Raw genomic sequence first — 26,678 nt, forward strand, 5'->3', positions numbered from 1 at the left:
TTTGGATTCCTAAATTTTCCCGGAATCCCCCCACGCCTCGATAAACCCATGAACTCGCCTCAGTTTCGGTAAGAAAACCAGGAGTGCCATGACGACGGTCCAGAAGAGGCGTGCACGCGCGCGTGGCGGGGAGCTGGACGACTGCCTGCGCGCGTGCGCGGTGCACAGCGGGAAGGTCGTCGGCAGCATCGACCGGCGCCGGGTCGAACTCGCGGAACAGCTGCGGAAACTGCTCGTCGTGTGGGGCACGACGGCCGGCTCCGCGCCCGCGCCCGCCCCGGCCGGCGGTGCCACCGCCCTGCTCAAGCGGGCCGTCAAGGGAGCGGCCACCCCGGCCTCCGCCATCCCGGGCGAGGTCCTCGACGCCCTGCTCGCCGTCGCCAACAAGGCGCTGGAGTGCGGCTACGACGACGAGCTGAACCTCGCCCTGGTCATCAGCGACACCGTGCTCGCCCAGCGCAAGAACTCCCGCGCCGGCTGGCGGCTGCGCGCCCGTCTCCTGGAGGCCCTGGGCGAGGAGGCCGAGGCGGTCGAGGCGTACGAGAAGTACCTCGACCTCACCGACGACGACGGCTTCGGTGTCCGCGCCCGGATCGCCGGACTGCGCGTCGCCGCCGACAAGGAGCGGGAACTGCTCGCCCTGCTGCGCCGGCAGAACCCGCGCGCCGAGGAGTTCACCCGCCGCGCCGCCACCGACGTCTGGGCCGAGGGCCTCGCCGCCCAGGCGGTGGGGGATTGGACCGAGGCCGAGCCGCGCCTCGTGGGAGCGCTCCTCACGCTGGCCGCCGAGGACGCCCCGGTCGCCGACCGGCAGGAACTCCTCAGCCAGTACCTGGACTTGAGGACCACCGAGTCCACGGACCTCCCCGCCCTCACCGAGGCCCTCGCCCTCTACGCCGAGCAGCGCCGCAACCGCATGCGCGGACCCGTCGCCGACCCCACCGTCGGCGGCGTGCAGTGGATCAGCCTCGGCGAGTTCCGCAACCAGATCGCCGGCAAGTCGGTCTGCCTGATCGCCAACTCCGGCCGGGTGGGCGCCAGTTCGGCGGGCGCCGAGATCGACGCGTACGACCTCGTCGTCCGCTTCAACTCGTACCGGATCGACCCCAGGCACACGGGCAGCCGTACCGACATCCACGCCACCATCCACAAGCACGGCTTCAACTGGGACCAACAGGTCACCACCCGGCTGGTGTTCGGCGGGGTCTCCGGCGACTGGAAGTACTCCCTGCGCAACCGGCTGGTGCCCGGCGCCCAGACCTGCCTCGGCGACGAGTCGCTGCGCTGGCCCGTGCGCAACATCGGCAAGCTCGGCACCGACGTCTGGTCCGGCATCCCCACCACCGGCTTCAACATGCTGTACCTGCTCGACTTCCTGGACGTGAGCCCCAAGCTCGACCTGATCGGCTTCGACTTCTACGAGAGCGGCGCCTACCGCGTCCCGGAGGCCATGAAGCTCGCGATCACCTCCGTGCACGAATACACCAGCGAGAAGGACTGGGTCATGCAGCGGGCCCAGAGCGTGACCGACCTGAGGATCTCCCTGCGATGACCACCGCCCCGCCTGCGACCCAGGCCCCCGTGACCGACGCGCACGCCCTCACCGGCAAGCGCCGCATCGCCTTCGCGTCCTACGTCGACGAGAACTACCTGCCCGGCTTCCTCACCCTGCTGCGCAGCCTCGCGCTCTCCAACCCCGGAGTGTGCGAGGACTTCGTCGTCCTCTACGACGACCTTCGCCCCGGGTCCATAGCCCAGATCCGGGCCCTGCACCCGCGGATCGTCCTCAAGCGCGTCGGCGACACCCACTACGACTCGTACAAGAAGGGCGACCAGGACAACTACCTGGTCCGCAAGGCGTACTTCATCCTCGACGTGTTCAGGATCCGCGAGTACGACACCATCATCACCCTCGACACCGACATGGTCGTTCTGGGTGATCTCAGCGAACTCCTGGAACTGCGCGAGGGGTTGGCGGCCGTCCCGCAGTTCTTCTACGGGCAGCACAAGCTCAACTCGGGGCTCCTCGTCATCCAGCGCGAGTACCTGAGCGACGCGTTCTGCGCCAGGCTCGACAAGTGCGGGCGCTCCGGCGACTACGAGCTCGACAAGCACGACCAGGGCATCCTCAACGCCGTCCTCGACGGCGACTTCGTGCGCCTCGACCCGCGCTACAACTTCGTCAAGCGGCGGTTGTCCGGTGACCTCCCGGTCCCCGACGACACCGCGATCCTGCACTTCACCGGCCGCCACAAGCCCTGGCAGGGCGGCGAGGCCGGATACACGCAGGCCGAGGACCGCTGGCGCGAGTTCGAGCTGCCGGACGCCGAGTTCCAGGCCGCCTACCTGGAGAAGCAGGGCGGCCTCCACCATGAACTCGTCGTCCACTTCGGCACCCCGCACGTGAAGCGCACCGGCGATGTCGAGGCCGCCCGCAAGGTCGCCGCCGCGCACATCGCGAACGGCGACTACCAGGACGCCGTCGACCTCCTCTCCGGCGTCCGGATCCCGCTCGACGAGGCCTGGCCGCACGAGGTCCTCGGCCACGCCCTGATGAGCGTCTCCCGCTACGAGGAGGCCAAGGCCCGTCTGCTCCTGGCCACCGCCGCCCCCAACCGGGCCGCGACGGCATACGCCCGGCTCGCGCAGATGGCCTGGGTGCACGGCGACAACACCGAGGCGCTGCGGTACGCCACCGCCGGCATCACCGTCGACCCGACCCACCGCCCCAGCCGCCTCTGGGCGCAGCGCGCGGCCGCCGTGCCCTCGCAGGAGCGGGGCAGCGCCGAGGACCAACTCGCCCACGTCGCCTTCTACATGGACCGGCAGGGCAACGCGGGCGACAAGCTCCTCCCGGAGACGGTCCGCCTCGCCTTCGGCCCGGACACCACCTCCCGGCGCTGGCACTCCGTCCACGCGCACCGGCTGTTCGACGAGGCGGCGCTGGAGCGCGTCAACGCCCGCCGGGGCCTGGTCATCGGCGGCGGAGGGCTCTTCATCCCGGACACCATGCCGAACGGCAACAGCGCCTGGCAGTGGAACGTCCCGGACGCGCTGCTGAACCGCATCGACGTCCCGATCGCGGTCTTCGCCGTGGGCTTCAACGCCTTCGACGGCCAGTCCTACCGGGCGAACCGCTTCCGCGAGTCACTGCTCCAACTGGTCGACCGCTCCGCCTTCTTCGGCCTGCGCAACCACGGCTCGATCGAGAAGGTCCGCGCGATGCTCCCGGCCCGCCTGCACGACAAGGTGCGCTTCCAGCCCTGCCCCACCACGGTCATGCGCCAGCTCGTCGACGGCTGGCAGGACCCGGCGCAGCGCGAGAACACCATCCTCATCAACGCGGCCTACGACCGAGCGGGCCTGCGCTTCGGCCACGACTACGGCTACTTCCTCGCCCAAATGGCCCAGGCCGTCCGGGACTTGGGTCAGCTGGCCGAGGTGCACTGCGTGGCGCACTCCCTCGACGACGAGAAGATCGCCTTCGACCTGCGCCGCGAGCACGGCGTCTCGATGCCCGTCATCCCCATGTACGACTTCGAGAACGACCAGATCCGCGAGCTCTACGCCCGCACCAAGCTGGTGATCGGCATGCGCGGCCACGCCGGGATGATCCCCTTCGGCGTCGGCACGCCCATCATCAGCCTGATCTCGCACCCGAAGATGGCGTACTTCCTGCGCGACATCGAGCGCCCGGAGTGGGGCGTCTCGGTCCACGACCGCCACCTCGCCGCCCGCCTGTTCGAGCGCGCCAGGGACCTCCTCGCCGACCACGCCAAGACGGTCGCCGACGTCCACGGCCGCCAGCAGGAACTGTGGAAGGTCACCGAGGCCAACGCGGCCGACCTCCGGGTGATCCTGGGGAGTTGAGACAGGGAGTCGGGCCCCTCACGGTCGTACGGCAGTGAGGGGCCCGACGCCTACGCGTGCGGCGTGAACAGAAGGTTCCGCGTCCCGCGCGGCCGGGCCGCGGACGACGGGATCAGCTCACCGTCGGCCTCGGCCACCCAGTGGCAGTCGTAGCCCAGGGGCTCGAACTCGGCGAGCAGGGGTTCCAGCGAGGCACCCACCAGCGCCTCCAGCATCACGGTCGGGCGGTCGCGCTTGAGCACCTGGCGCGCGCCCTGGAGGACCGACATCTCGTGGCCCTCCACATCGATCTTGATCAGATCCAGCTTGGTGCCGGTGAACACGTCATCGAGGGCAAGCAGCTGGATTCGCTTCAACTGGGCGTCGTCCGCCCCGTGTTCCAGGGACGAGCCCGTCGAGAGCAGGTTCCCCGCGAAACGGACGCTGATCTCGGCCCAGCCGGCCTCGGCGGACACCCCCGCCTGGAAGCGCTTGACGTTCTGGACATTGTTCATCCGCAGATTCACCGCGAGCCGGGCGTGTATCTCGTCCACCGGCTCGAAGGCGTGGACCTTCGCCTTGGGATTGGCCAGCGCGGCGATCATCGAGAAATAGCCGACGTGCGCGCCGACGTCGGCTATTGTCGCGCTCTTCGCGGCCAGCCTTGACCAGGTGGCCAGGCTGCCGGGCTCGTAACCGAACCGCCCGTTCCACACGGTGTCGAGGGCGACCGCCTCGTCGTTGACGCAGAACATGACGAACGGTGGACAGTACGGGGAATCGATCTCCACGAGGCCTTTGTAAGGGAACTTCTTGCGGTGCGTGCGGATGATGTCGCCCGTGGAAACCGGTCGGACAAGTGGTGCGTGAGCCAGCGTCCGGGCATTGGATTCAGCAAGCTGGGAAGTACGCATCCCGCGAGGATAGAGCCGCGCGTATCCGGCCCGTTTCCCTTACGGGCCGGAGTTTCCCTTAATGTCTTCTTCCGTTCACCGCCAGTCGTTCACCGCCAGTCGTTCAGCCTCAGCGTTTGACCGCCTTCTTCAACGCCCGCGCCTGCCGAACCACCCGCCGTGCCGTGGAGTTGTGCGGCAGGAACGCCAGCCGCTCCGGGATACCGCCGGGCAGGCCCAGGGACGTGAGGCGCTTCTTCTTGAAGTAGCGCCGGGTGCGCGGGCGCAGCTTCCGGGAGAGGTACTTCTCCGCCGCCTCGCGCCGGCCCGGGTAGATCCGGTCCTGCATGGTGAACCCGACCGCGGTGACCAGGCCGTCCAGCTCGTCCGCCGGCAGCGGGTCCTCGCCGTTGCGCCGCTCCAGGTCCGGCAGCACCGCGTCGGCCAGCACCGCCGGGACCCGGTTGCTGTTCTGGTACGGCGTGAGGCGTTCCAGGAGCGGCTCGGTGCCGATGCGGGCGACGGGAAGGTCGTAGAAGACGGACGCCGTGAACAGCGCCGTCGAGAAGCAGCCGACGACCAGCCCCGGCCGGGCCTTCTCGAACAGCACCTCGGCGAGGACGGGCGTGTCCAGGACGGTGAGGTCCACGCCCAGCTTCTCCGCCTCGGTCTCCAGGATCCGGCTGAAGCGGGCCGGCGCGGTGGGGTGCGGCTTGAAGACGATCGACCGGTGCCCGCGCTCGACCGCGCCCCGCATCATCCGTACGTGCAGATCCTCCTCCTCCTTGGCGGAGAGGATGTTCAGCGCGGACAGGTACTGGCCGAGCAGCAGCGCCGAGTTCTCCGGCAGCGCGGGCAACTCCGGCACCGACTCGCCGAGTTCGCTGAGCACCTTCAGGAACGCGCCCGTCGGCACGACCTGCGCGGGCACGTCGAACTCGGTCAGCAGCATCGGGGTGAGACCCGGCACCAGGTCCAGGTGGAGCAGCCGGCGCACGCGGGTGCCGACCAGCGGGTCGAGCTTGTTGCGGGTCGGGCCGTACGACATGAGGCCGTCCGCGTACACATGCACGGGGGCGCCGGTGAACAGCTGGGCGACGGTGAGCGCCGGGGTGACCTGGATGGACTCCACGACCAGCTCGACCCGGTCGTCACCGAGGCCCCACAGCAGCCGCAGATAGCGCTCGAACAGGGGGATGTCGTCGGTGCGCGGGGTCCAGGAGCCCGGGTGGAAGGGGCGGATCGCCTCGTTCCAGGACAGTACGTCGTCGAAGTGCTCGCGCAGCGGCTCGAACCCCGGCATCTCGTCGAGTGCCGGAGTGGTCTCCGGGTTCGCCGAGTTGTTGAACACCAGCAGGACCCGGCGCTCCGCCTCGTCGAAGAGGTCGGAGTCGAGCGCGGCGGCCAGCGTGGCCACGCCGTACAGCGTGGAGGCGCAGAAGATCTGGGTCGTACGACGGGTGGTGGGGGACAGACGGGTCGTGGGGGACATCAGGCAGCCGCCTTCGCTGTGGTGACCCGGCGCCGCAGCCGCCGCAGCTTGGACGAGCGGCGCAGATCCATGGTGTCGAGTACGTCGCCGAGGGCGTCCTGCGGCATCCGCTTTATGGCGGCCGCGCTCATCGCCTGGAGCCGCTTGGCCACGCCCGGCTCCCACTTGGCCTCGTCGGACAGATGGTGGGCGATGATCGCGCAGTACGTGCGCACCGCCTTGGGGAGCAGTCGGTCGGCGTCCCGGTCCGTCGCCGTCTCCTCGATGACCTGGTCGAAGGCGCGGATGAAGTCCAGCTGGCGGGCGTCGCCGATCTGGGTGAGCGAGGAGGCCACCCCGCGCCGGTAGAACACCCCGAGCAGGTTCACCACGGCGAACGACTCCGCCTCGCGGTGCAGCTTCCAGATCCACGGCCGGTCCTCGGCCGTGCGCAGCCCGTCCGTGAAGTGCAGCAGACCCTTGTCGAGGAGACGGCGGTGGTAGGCGCCGGCCCACGCGAAGGCGTAGTCCACGGAGGTCGTCCGGTCGGCGGGCAGGATCGCGTCGCGCGGGTTCAGCACCACGTCCCGCAGTCCGACGGGGGCCCGGTGCACGGTCCTGGCGCGGGCGGTCGCCTGGACATGGTCGGTACGGATGAAGTCGCAGCCCAGCCCCTCGACGGCCGCCACCAGCTCGGCGAGATACCCCGGCGCGAGCCAGTCGTCGCCGTCCAGGAAAGTGAGGTACTCGCCGGTTGCCGCGTCCAGTCCGGTGTTGCGGGCGGTGGCGAGTCCTCCGTTCTCCTCATGGCGGATGTATCTCACCTGCGCGACATCCGAAAGCGACTCGACCGCCCGTTCGAGAATGGCCGGTGTCTCATCCTTCGACTTATCGTCGACGAGGATGAACTCGAAGTCGCTCCGGGCGTTGAGCCGCAGACTTCTGAGGGTGTCCGGGGCGTATTGCTGCACGTTGTAGAACGGCACGATCACGGAAAGCTTTGGCACCCGCAAAACGGTAGAAGGCCGCCTGGCAGGGGAACTGGACGGTGATCGTACGGGGGGTGAACTCAATGTGTCGGAACGGTGCATCCCCTGTATTTTCCGAGCTTCGGCGGGCCAGTTCGGCTCTCGGTGGGCTGTTGTTAACTTTTCGTTGATTCGCGGTTGGGCCGCACCTAGAAATTGCTTCCTAGCGTCTTCGTCGTGCCAGCAAGTACGCCAGCAACTACAACGACGCCGACGCGAATCGCGGTCCTGGCCGACTCGGACACCCGCTGGAAATGGGGTGCCCTGACAGCCCATCGCATCGCCCCGCGCGAGGAAGCGCAAGAGGTCCTCTCGGGGGCCCTCTCCCTCAGCGGCTTCCTGCTGCGCGGCCGCGCCACCCCCACCCCGCGCCAGCTGGCGGAGGTCGGCGTCCACGCCGACTCGATGCGGGAGGTCACGGCCGTCGAGTTCCTGCGGGCCATGGCCGAGGAGTCGTACGACATCGTCGTCATCGCCCTCGTCGGCGGCGGCGTCCAGGCGATGCTGCACGGCCTCAAGCGGGTGTGGGAGGGCCGCGCCGAGCGCCCCGTCGTCGTCACCGGCTACGTCGGTGTCGTCTACGAGAAGCTCGCCGACGGCCTGCTGCTGAGGCACGGGGCCGACCTCGTCCTCGCCAACTCCCGGCAGGACGCGGAGCGTTTCCGGGCCGTGTACGACGGGGTGGGCGCCGACTCCTCGTCGGTGACGGAGGTGGCGCTGCCGTTCCTCGGCGGGGCCGCCTACGAAGGGGAACACGACCCGTACACCGTGGTGTTCGCCGTGCAGCCCTCCGTCCCGGACAGCCGCAAGGACCGCAACTATCTGCTGAACCGGCTCATCCAGCACGCCCGGCTCCACCCCGAACGCGAGGTGCTGCTGAAGCTGCGCTCCAAGCCCGGCGAACACACCACGCACATCGAGGAGCAGCCCTACCAGAAGCTGGTCCAGAAGCTCGATCCACCGGCCAACTTCCGCCTGGTGTACGGGAACATGGGCGAGGTCCTGGACCGGACCGACCTGCTGGTCACGATCTCGTCGACGGCCGCGCTGGAGTCGCTGCACCGGCGCATCCCCACGGTGGTGCTGACCGACCTGGGCGTGCGTGAGGTCCTGGGCAACCACCACTTCGTCGGGTCCGGGTGCCTTGCCTCCTGGGATCAGCTGGACGCCGGGTATCGGCCGGTGCCGGACGCGGAGTGGGTGGCTCGGCAGGGTGTGGTGGCCGACGGAACCTATGAGACCGCGTTCGACGCGGCGCGGGAGCGGATCGCCAAGTTGCTGGCCCGGCCCGGGGGGTTGGGGCCGCTGACGCCCTACTACACGCCGGCCACCGCGCCCGGTTATCTGCCCGGCATTCTCGCCCGCCATCACCTCGGCCCCGACGGCAGTCCGCTGCCGGGAGCGCCCGCGGCCGACAAGGAGCCGGGGCCCGTGCGGCAGATCGTGCGGCGGGCGGCTCGGGGGGCGTACCGGCACGGGGTGCAGCGGGTGGCTCCGGTCATCCGGCGGATGGGGGAGCTGTGACCACCCGTCCAGGCCCGCCCTCCCCGGGCCCGTTCTCCCCAGGCCCGCCCTCCCCGGGCTCTCGCTTTCCAGGCCCTCTCCAAGGAGCAGAACCCATGTCCAACCCGTCGGTCCACCGCGTCCTCGCGGTGATTCCCGCCCGCGGCGGCTCCAAGGGTGTGCCCGCCAAGAACCTCGCCCCCGTCGGCGGCGTGCCCCTCGTGGCCCGGGCCGTGCGGGAGTGCCGGGCCACCCGGCTCGTGACCGACGTCGTCGTGTCCACCGACGACCAGGCCATCGCCGCCGCCGCCCGTGAGGCCGGCGCCGAGGTCGTGCTGCGGCCCGCCGCCATCGCCGGGGACACGGCGACCTCCGAGGCCGCGGTGCTGCACGCCATGGACACCCATGAGGCGCTGCACGGGGCGGCCGTCGACGTGGTGATGCTCGTGCAGTGCACCAGCCCCTTCATCGTCCGCGAGGACGTCGAGGCGGTCGCCGCGGCGGTCGTCGAGCAGGGCGCCGACACGGCGGTGACCGTGGCCCCCTTCCACGGGTTCATCTGGCGCGACGAGGTCGACTCGGCCGCGGAGCAGGGCGGTTACGGCGTCAACCACGACAAGTCGTACCGCCCCCGCCGCCAGGACCGCCCCCAGGACCTCCTGGAGACCGGCGCTGCCTACGCGATGGACGCCGCCGGCTTCCGCAAGTACCAGCACCGCTTCTTCGGCCGTACCGAACTCGTACGGACCGACCCCGCACGGGTGTTGGAGATCGACGACCCCCACGACCTCGCGCGGGCAAGGGCGTTGGCCCCGCTGTTCGACGCCGACCGCCCCGGCGCCCTGCCCTCCTTCGAGGACATCGACGCGGTCGTACTGGACTTCGACGGCACCCAGACCGATGACCGGGTGCTGATCGACGCCGATGGAAAGGAATTCGTCTCCGTGCACCGCGGAGACGGCCTCGGCATCGCCGCCCTCCGCAAGAGCGGCCTGAAGATGCTGATCCTCTCCACGGAGCAGAACCCGGTCGTCGCCGCCCGGGCCCGGAAGCTCAAGCTCCCGGTCCTGCACGGCATCGACCGGAAGGACCTCGCACTCAAGCAGTGGTGCGAGGAGCAGGGCATCGCGCCCGAGCGCGTGCTCTACGTCGGCAACGACGTCAACGACCTCCCGTGCTTCGCCCTCGTCGGCTGGCCCGTGGCGGTCGCGAGCGCCCACGACGTGGTACGCGGCGCCGCCCGTGCGGTCACCACCCTCCCCGGTGGTGACGGCGCGATCCGAGAGATCGCCAGCTGGATCCTCGGCCCCTCTCTCGACTCCCTCACCAAGTAAGGAAAACGCCTGCCATGAGCACCAACTCCCGCCTCCGCGCCTTCGGTTCCGAGCGCCTCGCCGGCCCCGGCCAGCCCGTCTACATCTGCGGCGAGATCGGCATCAACCACAACGGTGACCTGGAGAACGCCTTCAAGCTCATCGACGTGGCCGCCGAAGCCGGCTGCGACGCCGTCAAGTTCCAGAAGCGCACCCCCGAGATCTGCACCCCGCGCGACCAGTGGGACATCGAGCGCGATACCCCCTGGGGCCGGATGACGTACATCGACTACCGCCACCGCGTGGAGTTCGGCGAGGACGAGTACCGCCAGATCGACGAGTACTGCAAGGAGAAGGGCATCGCCTGGTTCGCCTCCCCGTGGGACACCGAGGCCGTCGCCTTCCTGGAGAAGTTCGACGTCCCGGCCCACAAGGTGGCCTCCGCGTCCCTGACCGACGACGAGCTGCTGCGCGAGCTGCGCGCCACCGGCCGTACGGTCATCCTGTCCTCCGGCATGTCGACGCCGAAGCAGATCCGCCACGCGGTCGAGGTCCTGGGCAGCGACAACATCCTGCTCTGCCACGCCACTTCGACCTACCCGGCCAAGGCCGAGGAGCTCAACCTGCGCGTGATCAACACGCTCCAGGAGGAGTACCCGAACGTCCCGATCGGCTACTCCGGCCACGAGACGGGCCTCCAGACCACGCTCGCCGCGGTCGCCCTCGGCGCCACCTTCGTCGAGCGCCACATCACCCTCGACCGCGCGATGTGGGGCTCCGACCAGGCCGCCTCCGTCGAGCCGCAGGGCCTCCAGCGCCTGGTCCGCGACATCCGCACGATCGAGGCCTCCCTCGGCGACGGCGTCAAGAAGGTCTACGACTCCGAGCTCGGCCCGATGAAGAAGCTGCGCCGCGTCACCGGCGTCGTCGCCGAGGCGGAGATCGCGGCGGCGGCCGGCGAGCCGGTCTCGGTCTGAGGCCGAAGAGCTGAGTTGACCTACTTAGGAGACGGTCGTACGTCGATGAGCCGCCGCGCCGGATCAGCCGGCAGCAACTCCACTCTCGCGTTCGTCGAGAGCCCGGTACAGCTCCTGAACGTGCTGGAGTGGGCGCACGCCCACGCACCCGGCGCGGGGCTCACCCTCGTCGTGCTGTCCCCGACCGACCCCATGACCCGAGGCCAGCTCCGGCGCATGGCCGAACTGGCCCGGGACGAGGGGCACGAAGTGCGCTGGGAGGAGGCCCGTGGCGGTGCCGCGGCCCCCTTCCAGACCATCGGAGGCCTCGCGGGAGTGCTCCGCAAGGCGGAACGGGTGGTGCTCGGCGACCCGTTCTCCCGCTACGTACAGCTCCTGCTCACCATCGCCCGCGCCCGCGACCTCGTCGTCGTGGACGACGGCACGGCGACGATGGAGTTCGTCACCCAACTCGCCCGCGGGGAGCGGCTCGTCCGCTGGCACCGCAAGGGCGGCCGCCCGGGACCCCGGGACCTGATCTTCGCCCCCGTGTCGTCCTCGGCGCGCCGGAGACTGACGCCGAGCGAGCGCCGCCGCGTGCAGATCTTCTCCTCCATGCCGATGGACGAGATCCCCGACGGCGTCACCGTCACCGCCCACGACTTCTCCTGGACCCGCGCCCGCTTCGGCCCGCCCCGCATCACCAAGACCGCCGACATGGTCGGCACCTCCCTCGTCGAGACCGGCGTCGTCGACGGCGACCGCTACCTGGAGGCCGTCCAGAACCTCGCCAAGGCCCACGGCGCGACACGCTACTTCGCCCACCGCCGCGAGAGCACGGAGAAACTCCACCGGCTGGCCGCGGAGACGGGCCTGGAGATCGTCCGCCCTGATCTGCCGCTGGAGCTGATCGCCCGGAGGGGGCCGATCGGCCGTACGATCCTCAGCTTCCCGTCGACCGTCGTCCATACCTTGCCCTTGGCGCTGGCCGGCACTGAGGTTCGGGTCGCCGTGTGCGACATCGACCCAGGGTGGCTCACGGAGAATGCGTCGCCTCGGGCGCAGGGGTTCTTGTCGGGGGTTACGGGGGCGGCTCGGGATGTGCATCGGTTGTCGGCGGTGTCGGTGGTGGTTACGGCTTAGGGGGGCGGGATCCCCTAAGCCGCCGGGTCAGCCTTCCTTGCGCGCGAGCAGGAACGCCCTGGGCCGTACCTCGTCCTCCTGCGGCTCGCGCAGCACCCTCGTGTGCGGCAGCAGGCCCGCCTTCGTCAGCTGCTCGGATACGGCGTCCGGGTCCCGCCAGTAGTAGTCGAGCGAGATCTCGTGCCCGAAACGCTCGGCCAGGTGCAGGTGCTCGGTGTCCTCCTCCCGCCCCGCCTGGAAAGCGAGCAGCACATACCCGCCCGGCACCAGCACCCTGTGGAACTCCGCGAACGTCGCCGGCAGATGCTCATCCGGCACATGGATGATCGAGTACAGCGCGACGATCCCGCCCAACGTCGCGTCCGGCAGGTCCAGCGATGTCATCGACCCCACGTGGAACCGCAGTTGAGGGTGCGCACGCCGGGCCAGCTCCACCATGCGCGGCGAGACGTCGACACCGAAGACGGGGAGCCCGAGGGTGCTCAGGTGCGCGGTGATGTGGCCGGGGCCGGCGCCCAGATCGGCTACGGGGGCACAGTTCCGCCCCAGCAACTCGGCGAACGTTCCGAAGAGGGCGCGCTCCACGGGAAGTCCGGTCAGGCCATCTCGGGGGAACCGCTTGTCGTAGTCGTCGGCGATCGTGTCGTACGAGGTCTGGGTCGCCCGTATGAAGTCGGGGTTCTCGGCGCTCACGGGGGTGAACCTTAGCGGCGTGAGATGACGGGGCCGCCCGCTTCTTTGTCAGTGTCACGGGGGAGAAGCGAACGGGCGGCCCTGGGGAGTGGGGGCCCGCCAGGTAGGGCGCGGTGCGGGTGGGTGGGGTCGCGGGCCGGGGTTGGGGGTGCGCGGTCGCGCCTCGCCAGCACGCCGGGTGGGCTCAGCGGGTGGCCGGCCGGTGGGTGGAGGGGTGGGCGGCGGGGTGGGCGGCGGGGTGGGTGGAGGGGTTCCCGGTGATTGGCAGATTTGTTCCGGGCGGGCGTGGCAAAAGCGCAGGTGGGGGGTGCCCTTGGGTGGAACAGATCTGCCAATTAGTCGGGCGGGGACAGGCGAGGGGGCTCCACCGTCCAGGTGAAATCCGCGAGGGAGGTCCGGGAGGCCTCGGCTGCACGGGAGGCCCCGGGCGCCCCGGAGGCCCCCGGCGCCCCGGAAGGCGAGGCGGGGTCCATTGGTGCCCCTGATCCTGCTCGGCTCTCGTGGCGGCGGCGGAGTAGCCATACCGCTGTCGCCAAGGCCCAGCCCGTCAGGGTCATGATCAGCAGGGTGGCCAGGGCCAGGGCTGTCACGCCGAAGAAGCCCAGCCTTGCCAGCAGGGCCGGGATCTGGTCCTCGCCGCAGCCGCATGCCTGCCAGCCGTCCGGCGCCGAGATCGTCATGGGGGGAGTCTGCCCGGGGTGGGCTCCGTCGTCGCTCCGCGTGGCGGAAACGTCGCGTGGCGGTGATGATTCCGGGACCGGAACAAGCGTCTCAGTGGTAGCAGGGTGGATTCCCGGCGGAGTGCGGTCCCGACAGGTGAACAGAGCCGACGGGGCGGTGCGGCGCGTGGTATCCGTGGAGGAGTGGATGAGTGACGGGTGCCGTGTCGGGTGTGGCCGAAGGCTTTCGGTCCGTCGGCAGGTGTGGAGCACCTGCGGATTTCATGATCCACTCGGCCGGAAAGTCGGGCGAGTTTACCCATCCCAGCCGATACGTATTCGTCGAGCGGCCAGATTTTCTTCCCCTAACGGGTTGAACTTTTGTTGATCGAGGGTCAGTTGGCCACTTCGACGTCCTACCCTTCAGAGGGTGAAGCAATTGATGTCACTGGAGTCCGAGGCCGATCTCCCCGCGGAAGCTCTGCTTCCCGGCACGCTGCCGGAGTCGCTGCGTGCCGAACTCGTCGCGTTCCGGCGTGACTTGCACATGCACCCGGAACTCGGCAACCAGGAGTTTCGTACCACCGCCGCCATCAAGGCGCGACTGGAGAAGGCTGGGCTTCGGCCGCGGGTGCTGGCCGTCGGTACCGGGCTCGTCTGTGACATCGGCGACTGGAGCGCGGGGCAGCCCGCCCTCGCCCTTCGGGCCGACATCGACGCCCTTCCCATTCCGGACACGAAGAGTGACTGCTCGTATCGGTCCACCGTGCCGGACCGGGCCCATGCGTGTGGGCATGACGTGCATACGACCGTGGTGCTGGGTGCTGGGCTGGTTCTCGCCGATCTGCATCGGCAAGGGCTGCTTCCCCGGCCCGTGCGGCTCGTCTTCCAGCCCGCCGAAGAGGTGCTGCCCGGTGGGGCCGCCGATGCCATCGACTGCGGGGTGCTGGAAGGTGTCGGGCAGATCATTGCCGTGCACTGTGATCCGCGGGTGGATGCCGGGCGGATCGGGTTGCGGGCCGGGGCCATCACCTCTGCGTGCGACAGGTTGGAGATCTCGCTGGACGGGCCCGGTGGGCATACCGCGCGGCCCCATCTGACTACTGACCTCGTCACTGCGGCTGCCCGTGTGGTCACCGACGTTCCCGCCATCGTCGGCCGGCGAATCGACACCCGGGCCGGGCTCGCCGTGACCTGGGGGCGGATCGAGTCCGGGCACGCTCCCAACGTCATTCCGCAGCACGCCGAGCTCTCCGGCACCGTGCGCTGCCTGTCGATCGACGCGTGGCGGCAGGCTCCCGATGTCGTCGTCGCCGCGATCGACGAAGTGGCCAATCTGCACCGGGCCAAGTCCGAGATCAACTACGTCCGCGGAGTGCCGCCCGTCGTCAACGACCCCGCCGTGACCGATCTGTTGCGGGATGCCATGACCGCGCGGCGCGGAGCCGCCTCCGTCGAGGGAACCGAGCAGAGCCTCGGCGGGGAGGACTTCTCCTGGTACCTGGAGCATGTGCCCGGTGCCATGGCCCGGCTCGGGGTCCGGACGCCCGGTGAGCGGACCGTGCGGGACCTCCACCAGGGCGACTTCGACGCCGACGAGTCGGCGATCACGGTCGGGGTGGAGCTCTTCACCGCCGCCGCGCTGCTTGATGGGGCTTCCTGAGGGGTCCGCAGGAGATCTTGTGAAGGGGTGGCCGGTTTGCTGCCCCTTCGTCCCCTTGTGTCACCCGTGTGTAACCGGGGTCGCGTGAATGTAACCCGGTGGCGGCACGGTTCGATAACGGCGACGAGAAACCCCGTTCCCCTCCTCTTCTACGCGCGTTACTGTGCGCCGAAATAGCCACCAGAGGCGGCTCAGTTGGGGAAGCGGGCCGTTCGACGGGCCGTGGGATGAAGGGGTGCTTGCTGTGCGTTCCATATCTCGGAGGACCAGGTTCTCCCAAGCAGTGGTGGCCGTTTCGGTCATCGGCCTCGCGGCCGTCGGCTGTGGTGAGTCCAGCACGAAGGCCGACAGCGACAAGGCGTCGACGTCGGCGTCCGGGAAGTACACCGGCAAGGGCATCGGCCTTGCCTACGACATCGGCGGCAAGGGCGACCAGTCCTTCAACGACGCCGCCTACGCCGGCTTCGAGAAGGCCGAGAAGGAGTTCGGCATCGGCGGCACGGACATCGAGCCGCAGGACGGTGAGTCCGACGCCGACAAGATCCAGCGCCTTGAGCAGCTCGCCAAGGCCGGCTACAACCCCATCATCGGCGTCGGCTACATCTACGCGCCGGCCGTGAAGGAGGTCGCCGCCAAGCACCCGGACATCACGTTCGGGGTCATCGACGACGAGCAGGTCAAGGCCGCCAACGTCGCCGACATGGTGTTCTCCGAGGAGCAGGCCTCCTACCTGGCCGGTGTCGCCGCCGCCAAGACCACCAAGGCCAAGCACGTCGGCTTCATCGGCGGCGTGGACATCCCGCTCATCCACAAGTTCGGCGCGGGCTTCGAGCAGGGCGTCAAGTCCGTCGACCCGAGCATCAAGATCGAGTCGCAGTACCTGACCGAGACCCCGGCCGAGGGCGGCTTCTCCAGCCCCGACAAGGGCAAGGAGGCGGCCAGCGGCCAGATCGAGAAGGGCGCCGACGTCATCTACCACGCCGCCGGTCTCTCCGGTCAGGGCGTGATCTCCGAGGCCGCCGCCAAGAAGGTGTGGGCCATCGGCGTCGACTCCGACCAGTACAACCAGTCCGCGCTGAAGGACTACAAGGACTACATCCTCGGCTCCGCGCTCAAGAACGTCGGCGGCGCCGTCTACGACCTCGCCAAGTCGGTCTACGACGGCAAGCCGCTCACCGGTGTCGTGCGCGGTGACCTGAAGTCGGGTGGCGTGGGCTTCGCCGACTCCAACCCGAAGTACAAGGCCATGACGGATGTCGTCGCGGCGGTCGAGGCCGCCAAGCAGGACATCATCGACGGCAAGGTCACGGTGAAGACCTCGTAAGAGGGTCCAACCGGTAGGGCTGTAAGGCCCCATCCGTACGCCCTCCCGGGCGCCGTTCCAGGTCGTACGCCCCTTGCCTACCGCAAGGGGCGTACTGCTGTCCGTAACCTGTCCTGCATCTGTGGCCACAGCTCGGTAACGGACCGGACAGAAGGGGTTTTCCGTCTGGTCTACGCGCGTTACGCTGCGGCGGAACCAGCGCCTGGTTTGGGCGCTTGCACAAAGGAGTCTCGTTCCATGCGCCGGGTGTCCCGTATCGCGGTTGCAGGCGTTGCAACCGCAGCTCTCGCCGTGACTGTTTCCGCCTGCGGAAGCTCGTCCACGTCGTCCTCCTCTTCCTCCAGCAGCAAGGACCTGGGCCTGGCCCTGGCGTACGACGTCGGCGGCAAGGGCGACCAGTCCTTCAACGACGCCGCCACCGCCGGCCTGGAGAAGGCCGACAAGGAGTTCGGCTACAAGTCCACGGCCGTCGAGCCGCAGGACGGCGAGTCGGACGCGGACAAGGTCCAGCGCCTGGAGAACCTCGCCAAGCAGGGTTACAACCCGGTCATCGGCGTCGGCTACGCCTACGCGCCGGCCGTCAAGGAGGCCGCGGCGAAGTACCCGAAGACGACCTTCGGCATCGTCGACGACGAGCAGACCAAGGCCGACAACGTCGCGGACCTCGTCTTCCACGAGGAGCAGGCCTCCTACCTCGCCGGTGTCGCCGCCGCCCTGTCGACCAAGTCCAACGTCGTGGGCTTCGTCGGCGGTGTGGACGTGCCGCTGATCCACAAGTTCGAGGCCGGCTTCAAGCAGGGCGTCCAGGACACCAAGAAGGGTGTCACGGTCAAGTCGCAGTACCTGACCGAGACCGCCGCCGAGGGTGGCTTCTCCAGCCCCGACAAGGGTGAGAGCGCCGCCGAGGGTCAGATCGACGACGGCGCGGACGTCGTGTACGCCGCCGCCGGTCTGTCCGGCCAGGGCGTCATCAAGGCCGCCAGCGCCAACAAGATCTGGGCGATCGGCGTCGACTCCGACCAGTACAAGCAGGACGCGCTCAAGGCGTACAAGGACTCGATCCTGACCTCCGCCATGAAGAACGTCGAGGGCGCGGTCTACGAGCTCGCCAAGTCCGTCCACGACGGCAAGCCGGAGACCGGCGTGGTCCGTGGCTCCCTGTCCAACGGTGGCGTGAGCGTCTCCAACTCCAACCCGGAGTTCGCGAACAACACCAAGATCCAGGACGCCATCAAGAAGGCCACCCAGGGCATCATCGACGGCACCATCACGGTGAAGACCTCCTGACCATCCGGTCACGGGCCTTGGCCAAATAAGCGCCGTAATGGCAGCGTTACGACCCGGGAACGGGGTGCGTGGAGGATGGCTCCCCGCGCCCCTACCGTCGATCTCCCGCCTGCCGCGCGACGCCTGGCACGCACGTTCGCCGCGTTGCCGGACCGCCCACGTGGCTCCGCCACGAGGACGCCCCGGCGCCTTGCGACCGCACGCACCAGACGCCGCGCGGCCCGCCCTTCGGGCGGACGACGTGAGATCGACGGTAGGGACGCACGCCCCGTTCGCGCGGCAGAATGCTCGGAACGGATCGTCGGCCGAAAAGCGACGGTCAGATCCGGGCACTATTTAAAGCAGGGGCGCTACGCGCGTAGAGTGGCCCCTTTCCCAAGGAGAGTGCGCCATCGAAGCGACCAGCAGCCCTCCGCTCACAGCTCAGTCGCCGATCGCGGTGGAGCTGGCGGGGATCACCAAACGATTCCCGGGTGTCGTCGCCAACCACGACATCCACCTGACCGTCCGCAAGGGCACCGTCCATGCCCTCGTCGGCGAGAACGGCGCCGGCAAGTCGACCCTGATGAAGATCCTCTACGGCATGCAGAAGCCGGACGAGGGCACCATCGCCGTCGGCACCGAACAGGTGACCTTCTCCAGCCCAGCCGACGCCATCTCCCGCGGCATCGGCATGGTCCACCAGCACTTCATGCTCGCCGACAACCTCACGGTCCTTGAGAACGTGGTGCTGGGCAGCGAGAAGCTGTACGGCATCGGCGGCGCCGCCCGGAAGAAGATCAAGGAGATCTCCGACCGGTACGGGCTCAACGTGCGCCCCGACGTCCTCGTAGAGGACCTCGGTGTCGCCGAACGGCAGCGCGTGGAGATCCTCAAGGTCCTCTACCGGGGCGCCGAGACCCTGATCCTCGACGAGCCCACCGCCGTCCTCGTGCCGCAGGAGGTCGACGCGCTCTTCGACAACCTGCGCGAGCTCAAGTCCGAGGGCCTGGCCGTCATCTTCATCTCCCACAAGCTGGGCGAGGTCCTGTCGGTCGCCGACGAGATCACCGTCATCCGGCGCGGTACGACGGTGGGCACCGCCGTTCCTTCCGAGACCACGCCGCGTCAGCTCGCCGAGATGATGGTCGGCAGCGAGCTTCCCACCCCCGAGACCGCCGAGTCGACCGTCACCGACCGGGCCGTCATCGAGGTCAAGGACCTCACCGTCTACGCCTCCGGCGGCGCCTCCATCGGCGTCGACACCGAGTCCGTCACCGGCGGACTCGCGGCGGCCGGCGCCGACGTCAAGAAGGCTCTCGACGACGTCTCCTTCACCATCCACGCCGGTGAAGTCATGGGCATCGCCGGAGTCGAGGGCAACGGCCAGACCGAGCTCATCGACGCGCTGATCGGCACCAAGAACGCCGACTCCGGTGCCATCTTCTTCCAGGGCGAGGACGTCACCCCCTGGGTCACCCGCAAGCGCCGCGAGGCCGGCATCGGCTACATCCCCGAGGACCGCCACCGCCAGGGCCTGCTCCTGGAAGCGCCCCTGTGGGAGAACCGCATCCTCGGCCATGTCACCGAGACGCCCAACGCCAAGGGCTTCTGGCTGACGCCGAAGGCCGCGCAGGCCGACACCCGCCGCATCGTCGAGGAGTACGACGTCCGTACCCCCGGCATCGACGTCACCGCGGCCTCCCTCTCCGGCGGCAACCAGCAGAAGCTGATCGTCGGCCGCGAGATGAGCCACAACCCGAAGTTCCTGATCGCCGCCCACCCCACCCGCGGTGTGGACGTCGGCGCACAGGCCCAGATCTGGGACCGCATCCGCGACGCCCGCCGCGAGGGTCTGGCCGTGCTGCTGATCTCCGCCGACCTGGACGAGCTCATCGGCCTGTCGGACACCCTGCGGGTGATCTACAACGGCAGGCTGGTCGCCGACGCCGACCCCGCCACCATCACCCCGGAGGAGCTCGGCTCCGCCATGACGGGTGCCGCCAGCGGACACCTTGAGCACGTCGAGGAAGACAGCGCCCCGGAGGACGAGGCCCGATGAAGAAGTTCGACAAGGAGCGGCTGCTCCTCGCCGTGGCCGGACCGGCCCTGGCGCTCGTCGCGGCGATCCTGCTGACCTCGGTCGTGCTGATCGCCTCGGGGAAGAGCCCGATCGAGCCGTACACGCTCATGATCGAGCAGGCCGGCTTCTCCGACGTACAGGTTCTGATCATCAACCAGGCGTCGATGTACTACATCGCCGCCCTCGCGGTCGCCCTCGGCTTCCGGATGAACCTGTTCAACATCGGCGTCGACGGCCAGTACCGCCTCGGCGCGATGATGACCGCGGTCGTCGGCGCGCACGTCGCGCTGCCGTCCTTCCTCCAGGTCCCGCTGCTGATCCTGGTCGGCGCGCTCACCGGCGCCATGTGGGCCGGTATCGCGGGCATCCTGAAGGTCACCCGGGGTGTCAGCGAGGTCGTTGCCACGATCATGCTGAACTCGATCGCCACCAGCGTCATCGGCTACCTCACCCTCACCGACAACTGGGGCGTGCCGCTCGGCGACAACGTCACCACCGGTGTGATGAAGGAGTCCGGCTGGGTCTCCGGCATCAACCTCGGCGCCGACGTCGGCGAGATCTACGGCCTGGTCTTCCTCGCCGTCGCCATCGGCATCGGCTACTGGGCGGTCCTCAACCGCACCCGCTTCGGCTTCGACCTGCGCGCCACCGGCGAGTCCGAGACCGCCGCCGCGGCCTCCGGCGTCAACGCCAAGCGCATGGTCCTCACCGCGATGCTGATCTCCGGCGCCGTCGCCGGTATCTCCGGTCTGCCGCTGCTGCTCGGCGACGTCCACACCTACAGCCTCAGCTTCCCGGCCGGCCTCGGCTTCACCGCCATCGGCATCGCCCTGCTGGGCCGCAACCACCCCGGCGGCATCGCGCTCGCCGCCCTGCTGTGGGCCTTCCTCGACAAGGCGTCCCCCGCTCTCGACTACGCGACTCCCGAGCCGTACGAGAAGGAGATCGCCACGATCATGCAGGGCCTGATCGTCTTCGCGGTCGTCATCTCCTACGAGGTCGTCCGCACCTGGGGCCTGCGCCGCCAGCAGAAGCGCGTCGGCGAGGAGCTGGCCGCGGCCGCCGCCCAGAACTCGAAGAAGGAGGTGGCGGTCTGATGAGCACCGCGACCATCGCCAAGGCGCCGGCGAAGCAGCCCGGCAAGGGCGGCCGCCGTATGTCGCTGCCCGTCCTCCTCCTGGTCATCTCGGGCGTCCTGATCCTGACGTCGGTCGTCCGCCTCATCACCGGCGCGGACGGCATCACCTCCACCGGCCAGATGTCCACCGCGCTGCGCGCCGCCGTCCCGATCGGCCTCGCCGGCCTCGGCGGTCTGTGGGCCGAGCGCGCGGGCGTCGTCAACATCGGCCTCGAAGGCATGATGATCCTCGGCACCTGGTTCGGCGCCTGGGCCGGCTACCAGTGGGGCCCCTGGACCGGCGTGATCGTCGGCATCCTCGGCGGCGCCCTCGGTGCCGTACTGCACGCCATCGCCACGGTGACCTTCAACGTCAACCACATCGTCTCCGGTGTGGCGCTGAACATCCTGGCCCTCGGCACCACCCGCTACCTGTCGAAGTTCACCTTCGAGGACGCCCCCCAGGGCTCCTCCAAGCAGTCCCCGCCGATCGACTCGCTCGGCACCTTCGACGTCCCGGGCCTGTCCAGCTGGCTGGAGACCCTCAACCAGAAGCACTGGTTCCTGGTCTCCGACATCGCCGGTCTCGTCGGCGGTCTCATCACCGACCTCTCGCCGCTCACCGTCATCGCGGTGGCCCTCGTACCCGCCACCTGGTACGTCCTGTGGCGCACCTCGTTCGGTCTGCGGCTGCGCTCCTGCGGTGAGAACCCGATCGCGGCGGAGTCCCTCGGCGTCAACGTCTACAAGTACAAGTACCTCGCCGTGATCATCTCCGGCGGCTTCGCCGGCCTCGGCGGTGCCTTCCTGTCGATCGTGTCGTCCAACGTGTACCTCGACGGCCAGACGGCCGGCCGCGGTTACATCGGTCTCGCCGCGATGATCTTCGGCAACTGGATGCCGGGCGGACTCGCCCTCGGCGCGGGCCTGTTCGGCTACACCGACAGCCTCAAGCTGCGCGGCGGCACGACCAACGTCCACGCGCTGATCCTGCTCCTGGCGATCCTCCTGGTGTTCGGCGTCGCGTACCTCATCTGGAAGAAGAAGTACGTCCCCGCCGCCATCACCGCCGCGATCTCGTCCCTCATGTTCGTCTGGTACGCCACCACGAACGAGGTCCCGAACCAGGTCGTGACCGCCAGCCCGTACGTCATCACCCTCCTCGTCCTCTCGCTCTCCGCACAGCGCCTGAGGATGCCGAAGGCGGACGGACTGCCGTACCGGAAGGGCCAAGGCAAGTGACGACGACCGCCGGCTTCGACTGGGACACCCTGCGGGAGGTGGCACGCGAGGCGATGAGCCACGCCTACGCCCCCTACTCGGGTTACCCGGTCGGCGTCGCGGCCCTCGTCGACGACGGCCGCACGGTCTCCGGCTGCAATGTCGAGAACGCCTCCTACGGACTCGGCCTGTGCGCCGAGTGCGGGCTCGTCTCGGAGCTCCAGCGCACCGGGGGCGGCCGCCTGACGCACTTCACCTGCGTCGACGGCCGGGGCGAGGTGCTGGTCCCCTGCGGTCGCTGCCGGCAACTGCTGTACGAGTTCGGCGGCCCCGACCTGCTGCTGGAGACCCCGGCAGGGATCCTGCCCCTCTCCGAGATGCTGCCGCAGGCCTTCGGCCCGGACCATCTCACCTCCAAGTAACTCCCGTGCGGCCCCTCTGAATCGCTTGATCGCTCAGGGGGGCCGCGCACTTCCCGGCCCCTCGGAAGGAATGCTTCACATGGCCATGGACGCCATCTCCGTCATCCGCACCAAGCGGGACCGCGGTGAGCTCAGCGACGAGCAGATCGACTGGGTCATCGACGCGTACACCCGCGGGGAGGTCGCCGACTACCAGATGGCCGCGCTGAACATGGCCATCCTCCTCAACGGCATGAACCGCCGCGAGATCTCCCGCTGGACCGCCGCGATGATCGCGAGCGGCGAGCGCATGGACTTCTCGTCCCTGTCGTTGCCGACGGCGGACAAGCACTCCACGGGCGGCGTCGGCGACAAGATCACGCTCCCGCTGGCCCCCCTGGTGGCGGCCTGCGGAGCAGCCGTGCCCCAGCTGTCGGGCCGCGGCCTCGGCCACACCGGCGGCACGCTGGACAAGCTGGAGTCGATCCCGGGCTGGCGCGCGCTGCTCTCGAACGAGGAGATGCTGCACGTCCTGGACACCACGGGCGCGGTGATCTGCGCGGCGGGCGACGGTCTGGCCCCGGCGGACAAGAAGCTGTACGCGTTGCGCGACGTGACCGGCACGGTGGAGGCGATCCCGCTGATCGCCTCGTCGATCATGTCGAAGAAGATCGCGGAGGGCACGGGTTCGCTGGTCCTGGACGTGAAGGTCGGCTCGGGCGCCTTCATGAAGACCCTGGACGACGCGCGTGAGCTGGCGTCGACGATGGTCGGCCTCGGCACCGACCACGGCGTGAAGACGGTGGCGCTCCTGACGGACATGTCGACCCCCCTCGGCCTCACCGCGGGCAACGCCCTGGAGGTCCGCGAGTCGGTCGAGGTCCTGGCGGGCGGCGGCCCGGCCGACGTAGTGGAACTCACGATCGCCCTGGCCCGCGAAATGCTCGACGCGGCGGGCGTGAAGGACGCCGACCCGGCGAAGGCCCTGGCCGACGGCTCCGCGATGGACGTCTGGCGCCGGATGATCGCGGCCCAGGGCGGCGACCCCGACGCCGAGCTCCCGGTCGCGAAGGAACAGCACGTGGTGAAGGCGGCCGCCTCCGGCGTCCTGACCCGCCTCGACGCCTACGACATCGGCATCGCCGCCTGGCGCCTCGGCGCGGGCCGCGCCCGCAAGGAGGACCCGGTCCAGGCAGGCGCGGGCATCGAAATGCACGCCAAGCCCGGCGACACGGTGACGGAGGGCCAGCCCCTGCTGACCCTCCACACCGACACCCCGGAGCGCTTCGAGTACGCGCTGGAGGCGGTCGAGGGTTCGTACGACATCGCCGCGGCGGGTACGGACTTCACGGCATCGCCGGTGGTGCTGGAGCGGATCGCCTGACGCGAGGTGACGTGACGCGAGAGGGGCCGGTGCCTTCGGGTACCGGCCCCTTTCCCGTGTTCGCTTCTCGGAGTCACGGTCAGCCGAGCAGCGCCGCGACCACCACCAGCACCGGCACCGCCAGCACCGTCGACACCAGGATCGAGTCCCGCGCCAACCGCTCGCCCACCCCGTAACTCGACGCATACGTATAGAGGTTCTGCGCGGCGGGCAGTGCCGACGTCACCACCACGTCGAGGAGTTGGTGGCCGTGCAGTCCGAAGACCCCCACCGCCAGTGCCCAGGCGGCCACCGGTTGCCCCACCGACTTCAGTGCGACCGAGAGCAGGACCAGGTGGCGGTCCGGGCCCCGGCCCGGCATCGTGCTGCCGCACAGGGAGATGCCGAAGGCCAACAGGACCGCCGGGACGGACATGTTGCCGATCAGGGTGACCGGGTCCAGGACGGCCGAGGGGATGTGGAGGCCGGTCGCCGAGACCGCTACCCCCGCCAGGGAGCCCACGGCGATCGGGTTGCGCAGGGGCGTCAGGAGGCGCAGCCACAGGGGGTCCTTGCCGTCCCTCGCCGAGAGGTCCAGGACGGTCAGGGCGATCGGGGTCAGAAGGAGCAGCTGGAAGAGGAGTACCGGCGCCACCAGGGAGGCGTCGCCGAGGACGTACACCGCGATCGGGATGCCGAGGTTGCCGGAGTTGACGTAGCTGGAGCACAGGGCGCCGATCGTCGTACGGCCGACGCCCCAGCCGCGTACCGCGCCCACCGCGACGAAGACGCCCGCCGTCGCCGCCGTGCTCAGCGCGGTGACGACCAGGCGGCTGGAGAAGATCACCGACAGGTCGGCCTGCGCGAGCGTGGTGAAGAGCAGGGCGGGGGAGGCGACATGGAAGGCGAGCTTGGTCAGGACCTCGCGACCGTTGTCGCCCAGGTAGCCGCGCCGCCCGATCACGTACCCGACCGCGATGACCACCGCGATGACGGCGAAGCCGGTCAGCACGCCCTGCACGGAACCTCCTCGGAGGTGAGGAGGACGTCAGGTATCCAAGGCGGTGCTGATCCGTGGGACATACACCCAACCCTCCGGGGAAGGGCATGCCCAGGTCAATGTGATCCCGGTCCGTGGAACGCTCCGGCGCGCGCCGCCCCGCCGCGATGAGTTCCGGCACCGCGACCGGTCTACAGATCGTGGACGCCATGACACCCGCCGTGCTCGTACTGGCCGGCCCCGTCACCCGGGACGAGGTGGCGGGGCTGTGCGACGACGTGCGGGCGCTGCTGGACACGACCGGGGCCGGGGTCGTGGACTGCGACGTGGGCGGGCTCGGACCGCCGGGGCTCGCCGTCGTCGATCTGCTGGCGCGACTTCAGCTCGCCGCCCGGCGGGCCGGGGGACGGATCCGCCTCAGAGACCCCGACCCGGCCCTACACGCCCTCCTCGACCTGGTCGGACTCCGCTTCGACAGCGTCGTCGACGGGGTCAGCGATGGTGTCATCGACCGCGTCGAGATGGAGCGGGAGCCCGAACAGCGGGAACCACCGCTTGGTGTCGAGGAAGCAGTGGAACCCGGTGATCCGCCCGTCTGAGATCTCCAGGACCTGCACCGCCCATGGCGTGAAGCCGCCCGCCTCCTCGTCCGGCTTGTAGTGCGCGAACCCGGGCAGACCGTTGGCTTGGACGGGCAGCAGCCGGGAGTCGGCGCAGGAGGCACCGAGGGTCGTCATGAAGCCGGTGATGTCGTCGACGCCCGTCAGCCACAGGTCGAACGGCGGCATCGTCATGATGGCGTCCTCGTGCAGCAGCGCCGTCAGCGCCGTCATGTCGTACCCCTCGAACGCCGCCACATAGCGCTCCAGGAGCTTCTGCTGCTCCTCGTCCAGCGGGTCGGACACGGCGGCCCGCGCGCCCTGCTGCCCGTCCGCGTCCCGTTCGGCGAGGGTGGCGCGCGCCCGCTGGAGCGCGCTGTTGACCGACGCGACCGTCGTGCCGAGCAGCTCGGCGACCTCGCTCGCCTTCCACGCCAGCACCTCGCGCAGAATGAGCACCGCCCGCTGCTTGGCCGGGAGTTGCTGAAGCGCCGCCATGAACGCGAGCCGCACGGACTCCTTGGCGACGGCCGCCTCCGCCGGGTCCTCGACGGTCGGCAGGATCCGCGCGTCCGGCATCGGCTCCAGCCAGGTGTGGTCCGGGCGGGGGGAGAGCGCGGCCTGGGCGAGCGGCGTCGACTCGGTCAGATCCATCGGCCTCGCCCGCTTGTTGCCCGCCGTCAGCATGTCCAGGCAGACGTTCGTCGCGATGCGGTACAGCCAGGAGCGGAGGCTGGAGCGGCCCTCGAACTTGTCGTAGCTGCGCCAGGCCCGGACCATCGTGTCCTGCACGGCGTCCTCCGCCTCGAAGGACGAGCCGAGCATCCGGTAGCAGTACCCGGTCAGTTCGACCCGGTGCTTCTCCAGCCTGACGTCGAGGTCCGCTGTAGTAGTGCTGTCCGTCATCGTCCGTCCACCCACCCCTGTGGCCGTTCTGTGTCGCGCCTTTGCGCCCAGCAGTTCCGAAGCTATCGCAGGGCACTGACAATGGCGTGCCGAGTGCCCGAACGCGCAGGTCAGAGGTTCCTCGCCCCCGCCGGGGCCTCGTCCTCAAACGCCGGACGGGCTGGGTTTCTCAGCCCCTCCGGCGTTTGAGGAGCGGGGTCTGGGGCGGAGCCCCCGAAGGACGGGAC

Annotated in this window: 21 protein-coding genes and 1 pseudogene; 15 read left to right on the top strand and 7 right to left on the bottom strand. The window is 69.5% G+C overall.

Going from position 1 to position 26,678, the window contains the following annotated elements:
* Positions 1-88 precede the first annotated feature (88 nt).
* Together ABZ928_RS32110 and ABZ928_RS32115 are read left to right on the top strand one after the other, a co-directional pair.
* Positions 89-1,552, top strand: coding sequence for a glycosyltransferase family 29 protein (locus tag ABZ928_RS32110; protein WP_361526627.1), 1,464 nt, complete (start codon positions 89-91; stop codon positions 1,550-1,552).
* Positions 1,549-3,870: a glycosyltransferase gene (locus ABZ928_RS32115; protein ID WP_361526630.1), complete on the top strand. Its 2,322-nt coding sequence runs from the start codon at positions 1,549-1,551 to the stop codon at positions 3,868-3,870. The genes ABZ928_RS32110 and ABZ928_RS32115 overlap by 4 nt, the downstream gene beginning before the upstream one ends.
* Positions 3,871-3,920: 50 nt before the next feature.
* Here ABZ928_RS32115 and ABZ928_RS32120 read toward each other — a convergent pair whose 3' ends face one another.
* From ABZ928_RS32120 to ABZ928_RS32130, 3 genes are all read right to left on the bottom strand, one after another.
* Positions 3,921-4,763: an FkbM family methyltransferase gene (locus tag ABZ928_RS32120; RefSeq protein ID WP_361526633.1), complete on the bottom strand. Its 843-nt coding sequence runs from the start codon at positions 4,761-4,763 to the stop codon at positions 3,921-3,923.
* 109 nt (positions 4,764-4,872) lie between these two features.
* Positions 4,873-6,234: an alpha-2,8-polysialyltransferase family protein gene (locus ABZ928_RS32125; RefSeq protein ID WP_361526635.1), complete on the bottom strand. Its 1,362-nt coding sequence runs from the start codon at positions 6,232-6,234 to the stop codon at positions 4,873-4,875.
* Positions 6,234-7,220 carry a glycosyltransferase family 2 protein gene (locus tag ABZ928_RS32130; RefSeq protein WP_361526638.1) on the bottom strand — a complete coding sequence of 329 codons (987 nt, stop codon included), beginning with the start codon at positions 7,218-7,220 and terminating at the stop codon, positions 6,234-6,236. Before ABZ928_RS32130 ends, ABZ928_RS32125 begins: the two co-directional genes overlap by 1 nt.
* A 198-nt stretch (positions 7,221-7,418) precedes the next feature.
* Here ABZ928_RS32130 and ABZ928_RS32135 point away from each other — a divergent pair, with 198 nt between their 5' ends.
* From ABZ928_RS32135 to ABZ928_RS32150, 4 genes are all read left to right on the top strand, one after another.
* Complete coding sequence (locus ABZ928_RS32135) at positions 7,419-8,765, top strand: DUF6716 putative glycosyltransferase (RefSeq protein WP_361526640.1); 1,347 nt, start codon at positions 7,419-7,421, stop codon at positions 8,763-8,765.
* A gap of 95 nt (positions 8,766-8,860) precedes the next feature.
* A complete protein-coding gene (locus ABZ928_RS32140; RefSeq protein ID WP_361526643.1) occupies positions 8,861-10,078 on the top strand; it encodes an N-acylneuraminate cytidylyltransferase in 1,218 nt (405 codons plus the stop codon).
* A gap of 14 nt (positions 10,079-10,092) precedes the next feature.
* Positions 10,093-11,034 carry an N-acetylneuraminate synthase family protein gene (locus ABZ928_RS32145; protein WP_361526646.1) on the top strand — a complete coding sequence of 314 codons (942 nt, stop codon included), beginning with the start codon at positions 10,093-10,095 and terminating at the stop codon, positions 11,032-11,034.
* A gap of 45 nt (positions 11,035-11,079) precedes the next feature.
* Entirely contained in the window at positions 11,080-12,156 is a 1,077-nt protein-coding gene (locus ABZ928_RS32150) for a hypothetical protein (protein WP_361526649.1), read from the top strand.
* 27 nt (positions 12,157-12,183) lie between these two features.
* Here ABZ928_RS32150 and ABZ928_RS32155 read toward each other — a convergent pair whose 3' ends face one another.
* Positions 12,184-12,849 (bottom strand): class I SAM-dependent methyltransferase, encoded by a 666-nt coding sequence (locus ABZ928_RS32155; protein WP_361526652.1) that lies wholly within the window; start codon positions 12,847-12,849, stop codon positions 12,184-12,186.
* Positions 12,850-13,184: 335 nt separating this feature from the next.
* Positions 13,185-13,529 (bottom strand): hypothetical protein, encoded by a 345-nt coding sequence (locus tag ABZ928_RS32160; protein WP_361526654.1) that lies wholly within the window; start codon positions 13,527-13,529, stop codon positions 13,185-13,187.
* Positions 13,530-13,950: 421 nt separating this feature from the next.
* On the opposite strand from ABZ928_RS32160, the gene ABZ928_RS32165 reads away from it, so the two are divergent.
* From ABZ928_RS32165 to ABZ928_RS32200, 8 genes are all read left to right on the top strand, one after another.
* Positions 13,951-15,171 (top strand): M20 family metallopeptidase, encoded by a 1,221-nt coding sequence (locus tag ABZ928_RS32165; protein ID WP_361526734.1) that lies wholly within the window; start codon positions 13,951-13,953, stop codon positions 15,169-15,171.
* Between the two features lie 286 nt (positions 15,172-15,457).
* Positions 15,458-16,495 carry a BMP family ABC transporter substrate-binding protein gene (locus tag ABZ928_RS32170; protein ID WP_361526657.1) on the top strand — a complete coding sequence of 346 codons (1,038 nt, stop codon included), beginning with the start codon at positions 15,458-15,460 and terminating at the stop codon, positions 16,493-16,495.
* Positions 16,496-16,732: 237 nt separating this feature from the next.
* Complete coding sequence (locus ABZ928_RS32175; RefSeq protein ID WP_361526660.1) at positions 16,733-17,782, top strand: BMP family ABC transporter substrate-binding protein; 1,050 nt, start codon at positions 16,733-16,735, stop codon at positions 17,780-17,782.
* Positions 17,783-18,215: 433 nt separating this feature from the next.
* Positions 18,216-19,823, top strand: a complete 1,608-nt coding sequence (locus ABZ928_RS32180) for an ABC transporter ATP-binding protein (RefSeq protein ID WP_361526737.1) — start codon at positions 18,216-18,218, stop codon at positions 19,821-19,823.
* The gene (locus ABZ928_RS32185; protein WP_361526663.1) at positions 19,820-20,941 is read left to right on the top strand and encodes an ABC transporter permease; all 1,122 of its coding nucleotides are present in this window, start codon (positions 19,820-19,822) and stop codon (positions 20,939-20,941) included. Before ABZ928_RS32180 ends, ABZ928_RS32185 begins: the two co-directional genes overlap by 4 nt.
* Positions 20,941-22,203: an ABC transporter permease gene (locus tag ABZ928_RS32190; protein WP_361526665.1), complete on the top strand. Its 1,263-nt coding sequence runs from the start codon at positions 20,941-20,943 to the stop codon at positions 22,201-22,203. Before ABZ928_RS32185 ends, ABZ928_RS32190 begins: the two co-directional genes overlap by 1 nt.
* Positions 22,200-22,604, top strand: a complete 405-nt coding sequence (locus ABZ928_RS32195; RefSeq protein WP_361526668.1) for a cytidine deaminase — start codon at positions 22,200-22,202, stop codon at positions 22,602-22,604. The genes ABZ928_RS32190 and ABZ928_RS32195 overlap by 4 nt, the downstream gene beginning before the upstream one ends.
* Positions 22,605-22,683: 79 nt before the next feature.
* Complete coding sequence (locus ABZ928_RS32200) at positions 22,684-23,967, top strand: thymidine phosphorylase (protein ID WP_361526670.1); 1,284 nt, start codon at positions 22,684-22,686, stop codon at positions 23,965-23,967.
* 79 nt (positions 23,968-24,046) lie between these two features.
* Here ABZ928_RS32200 and ABZ928_RS32205 read toward each other — a convergent pair whose 3' ends face one another.
* Positions 24,047-24,967, bottom strand: coding sequence for an AEC family transporter (locus ABZ928_RS32205; protein ID WP_361526673.1), 921 nt, complete (start codon positions 24,965-24,967; stop codon positions 24,047-24,049).
* A 188-nt stretch (positions 24,968-25,155) separates the two neighbouring features.
* Between ABZ928_RS32205 and ABZ928_RS32210 the strand changes: the two are divergent.
* Positions 25,156-25,353, top strand: a pseudogene (locus ABZ928_RS32210) (hypothetical protein); the annotation flags it as partial.
* A gap of 30 nt (positions 25,354-25,383) precedes the next feature.
* Here ABZ928_RS32210 and ABZ928_RS32215 read toward each other — a convergent pair.
* Positions 25,384-26,451, bottom strand: coding sequence for a sigma-70 family RNA polymerase sigma factor (locus ABZ928_RS32215; RefSeq protein ID WP_361526676.1), 1,068 nt, complete (start codon positions 26,449-26,451; stop codon positions 25,384-25,386).
* Positions 26,452-26,678 lie beyond the last annotated feature (227 nt).

The sequence above is a fragment of the Streptomyces sp. NPDC046909 genome (genome assembly GCF_040644695.1).
GTDB lineage: Bacteria > Actinomycetota > Actinomycetes > Streptomycetales > Streptomycetaceae > Streptomyces.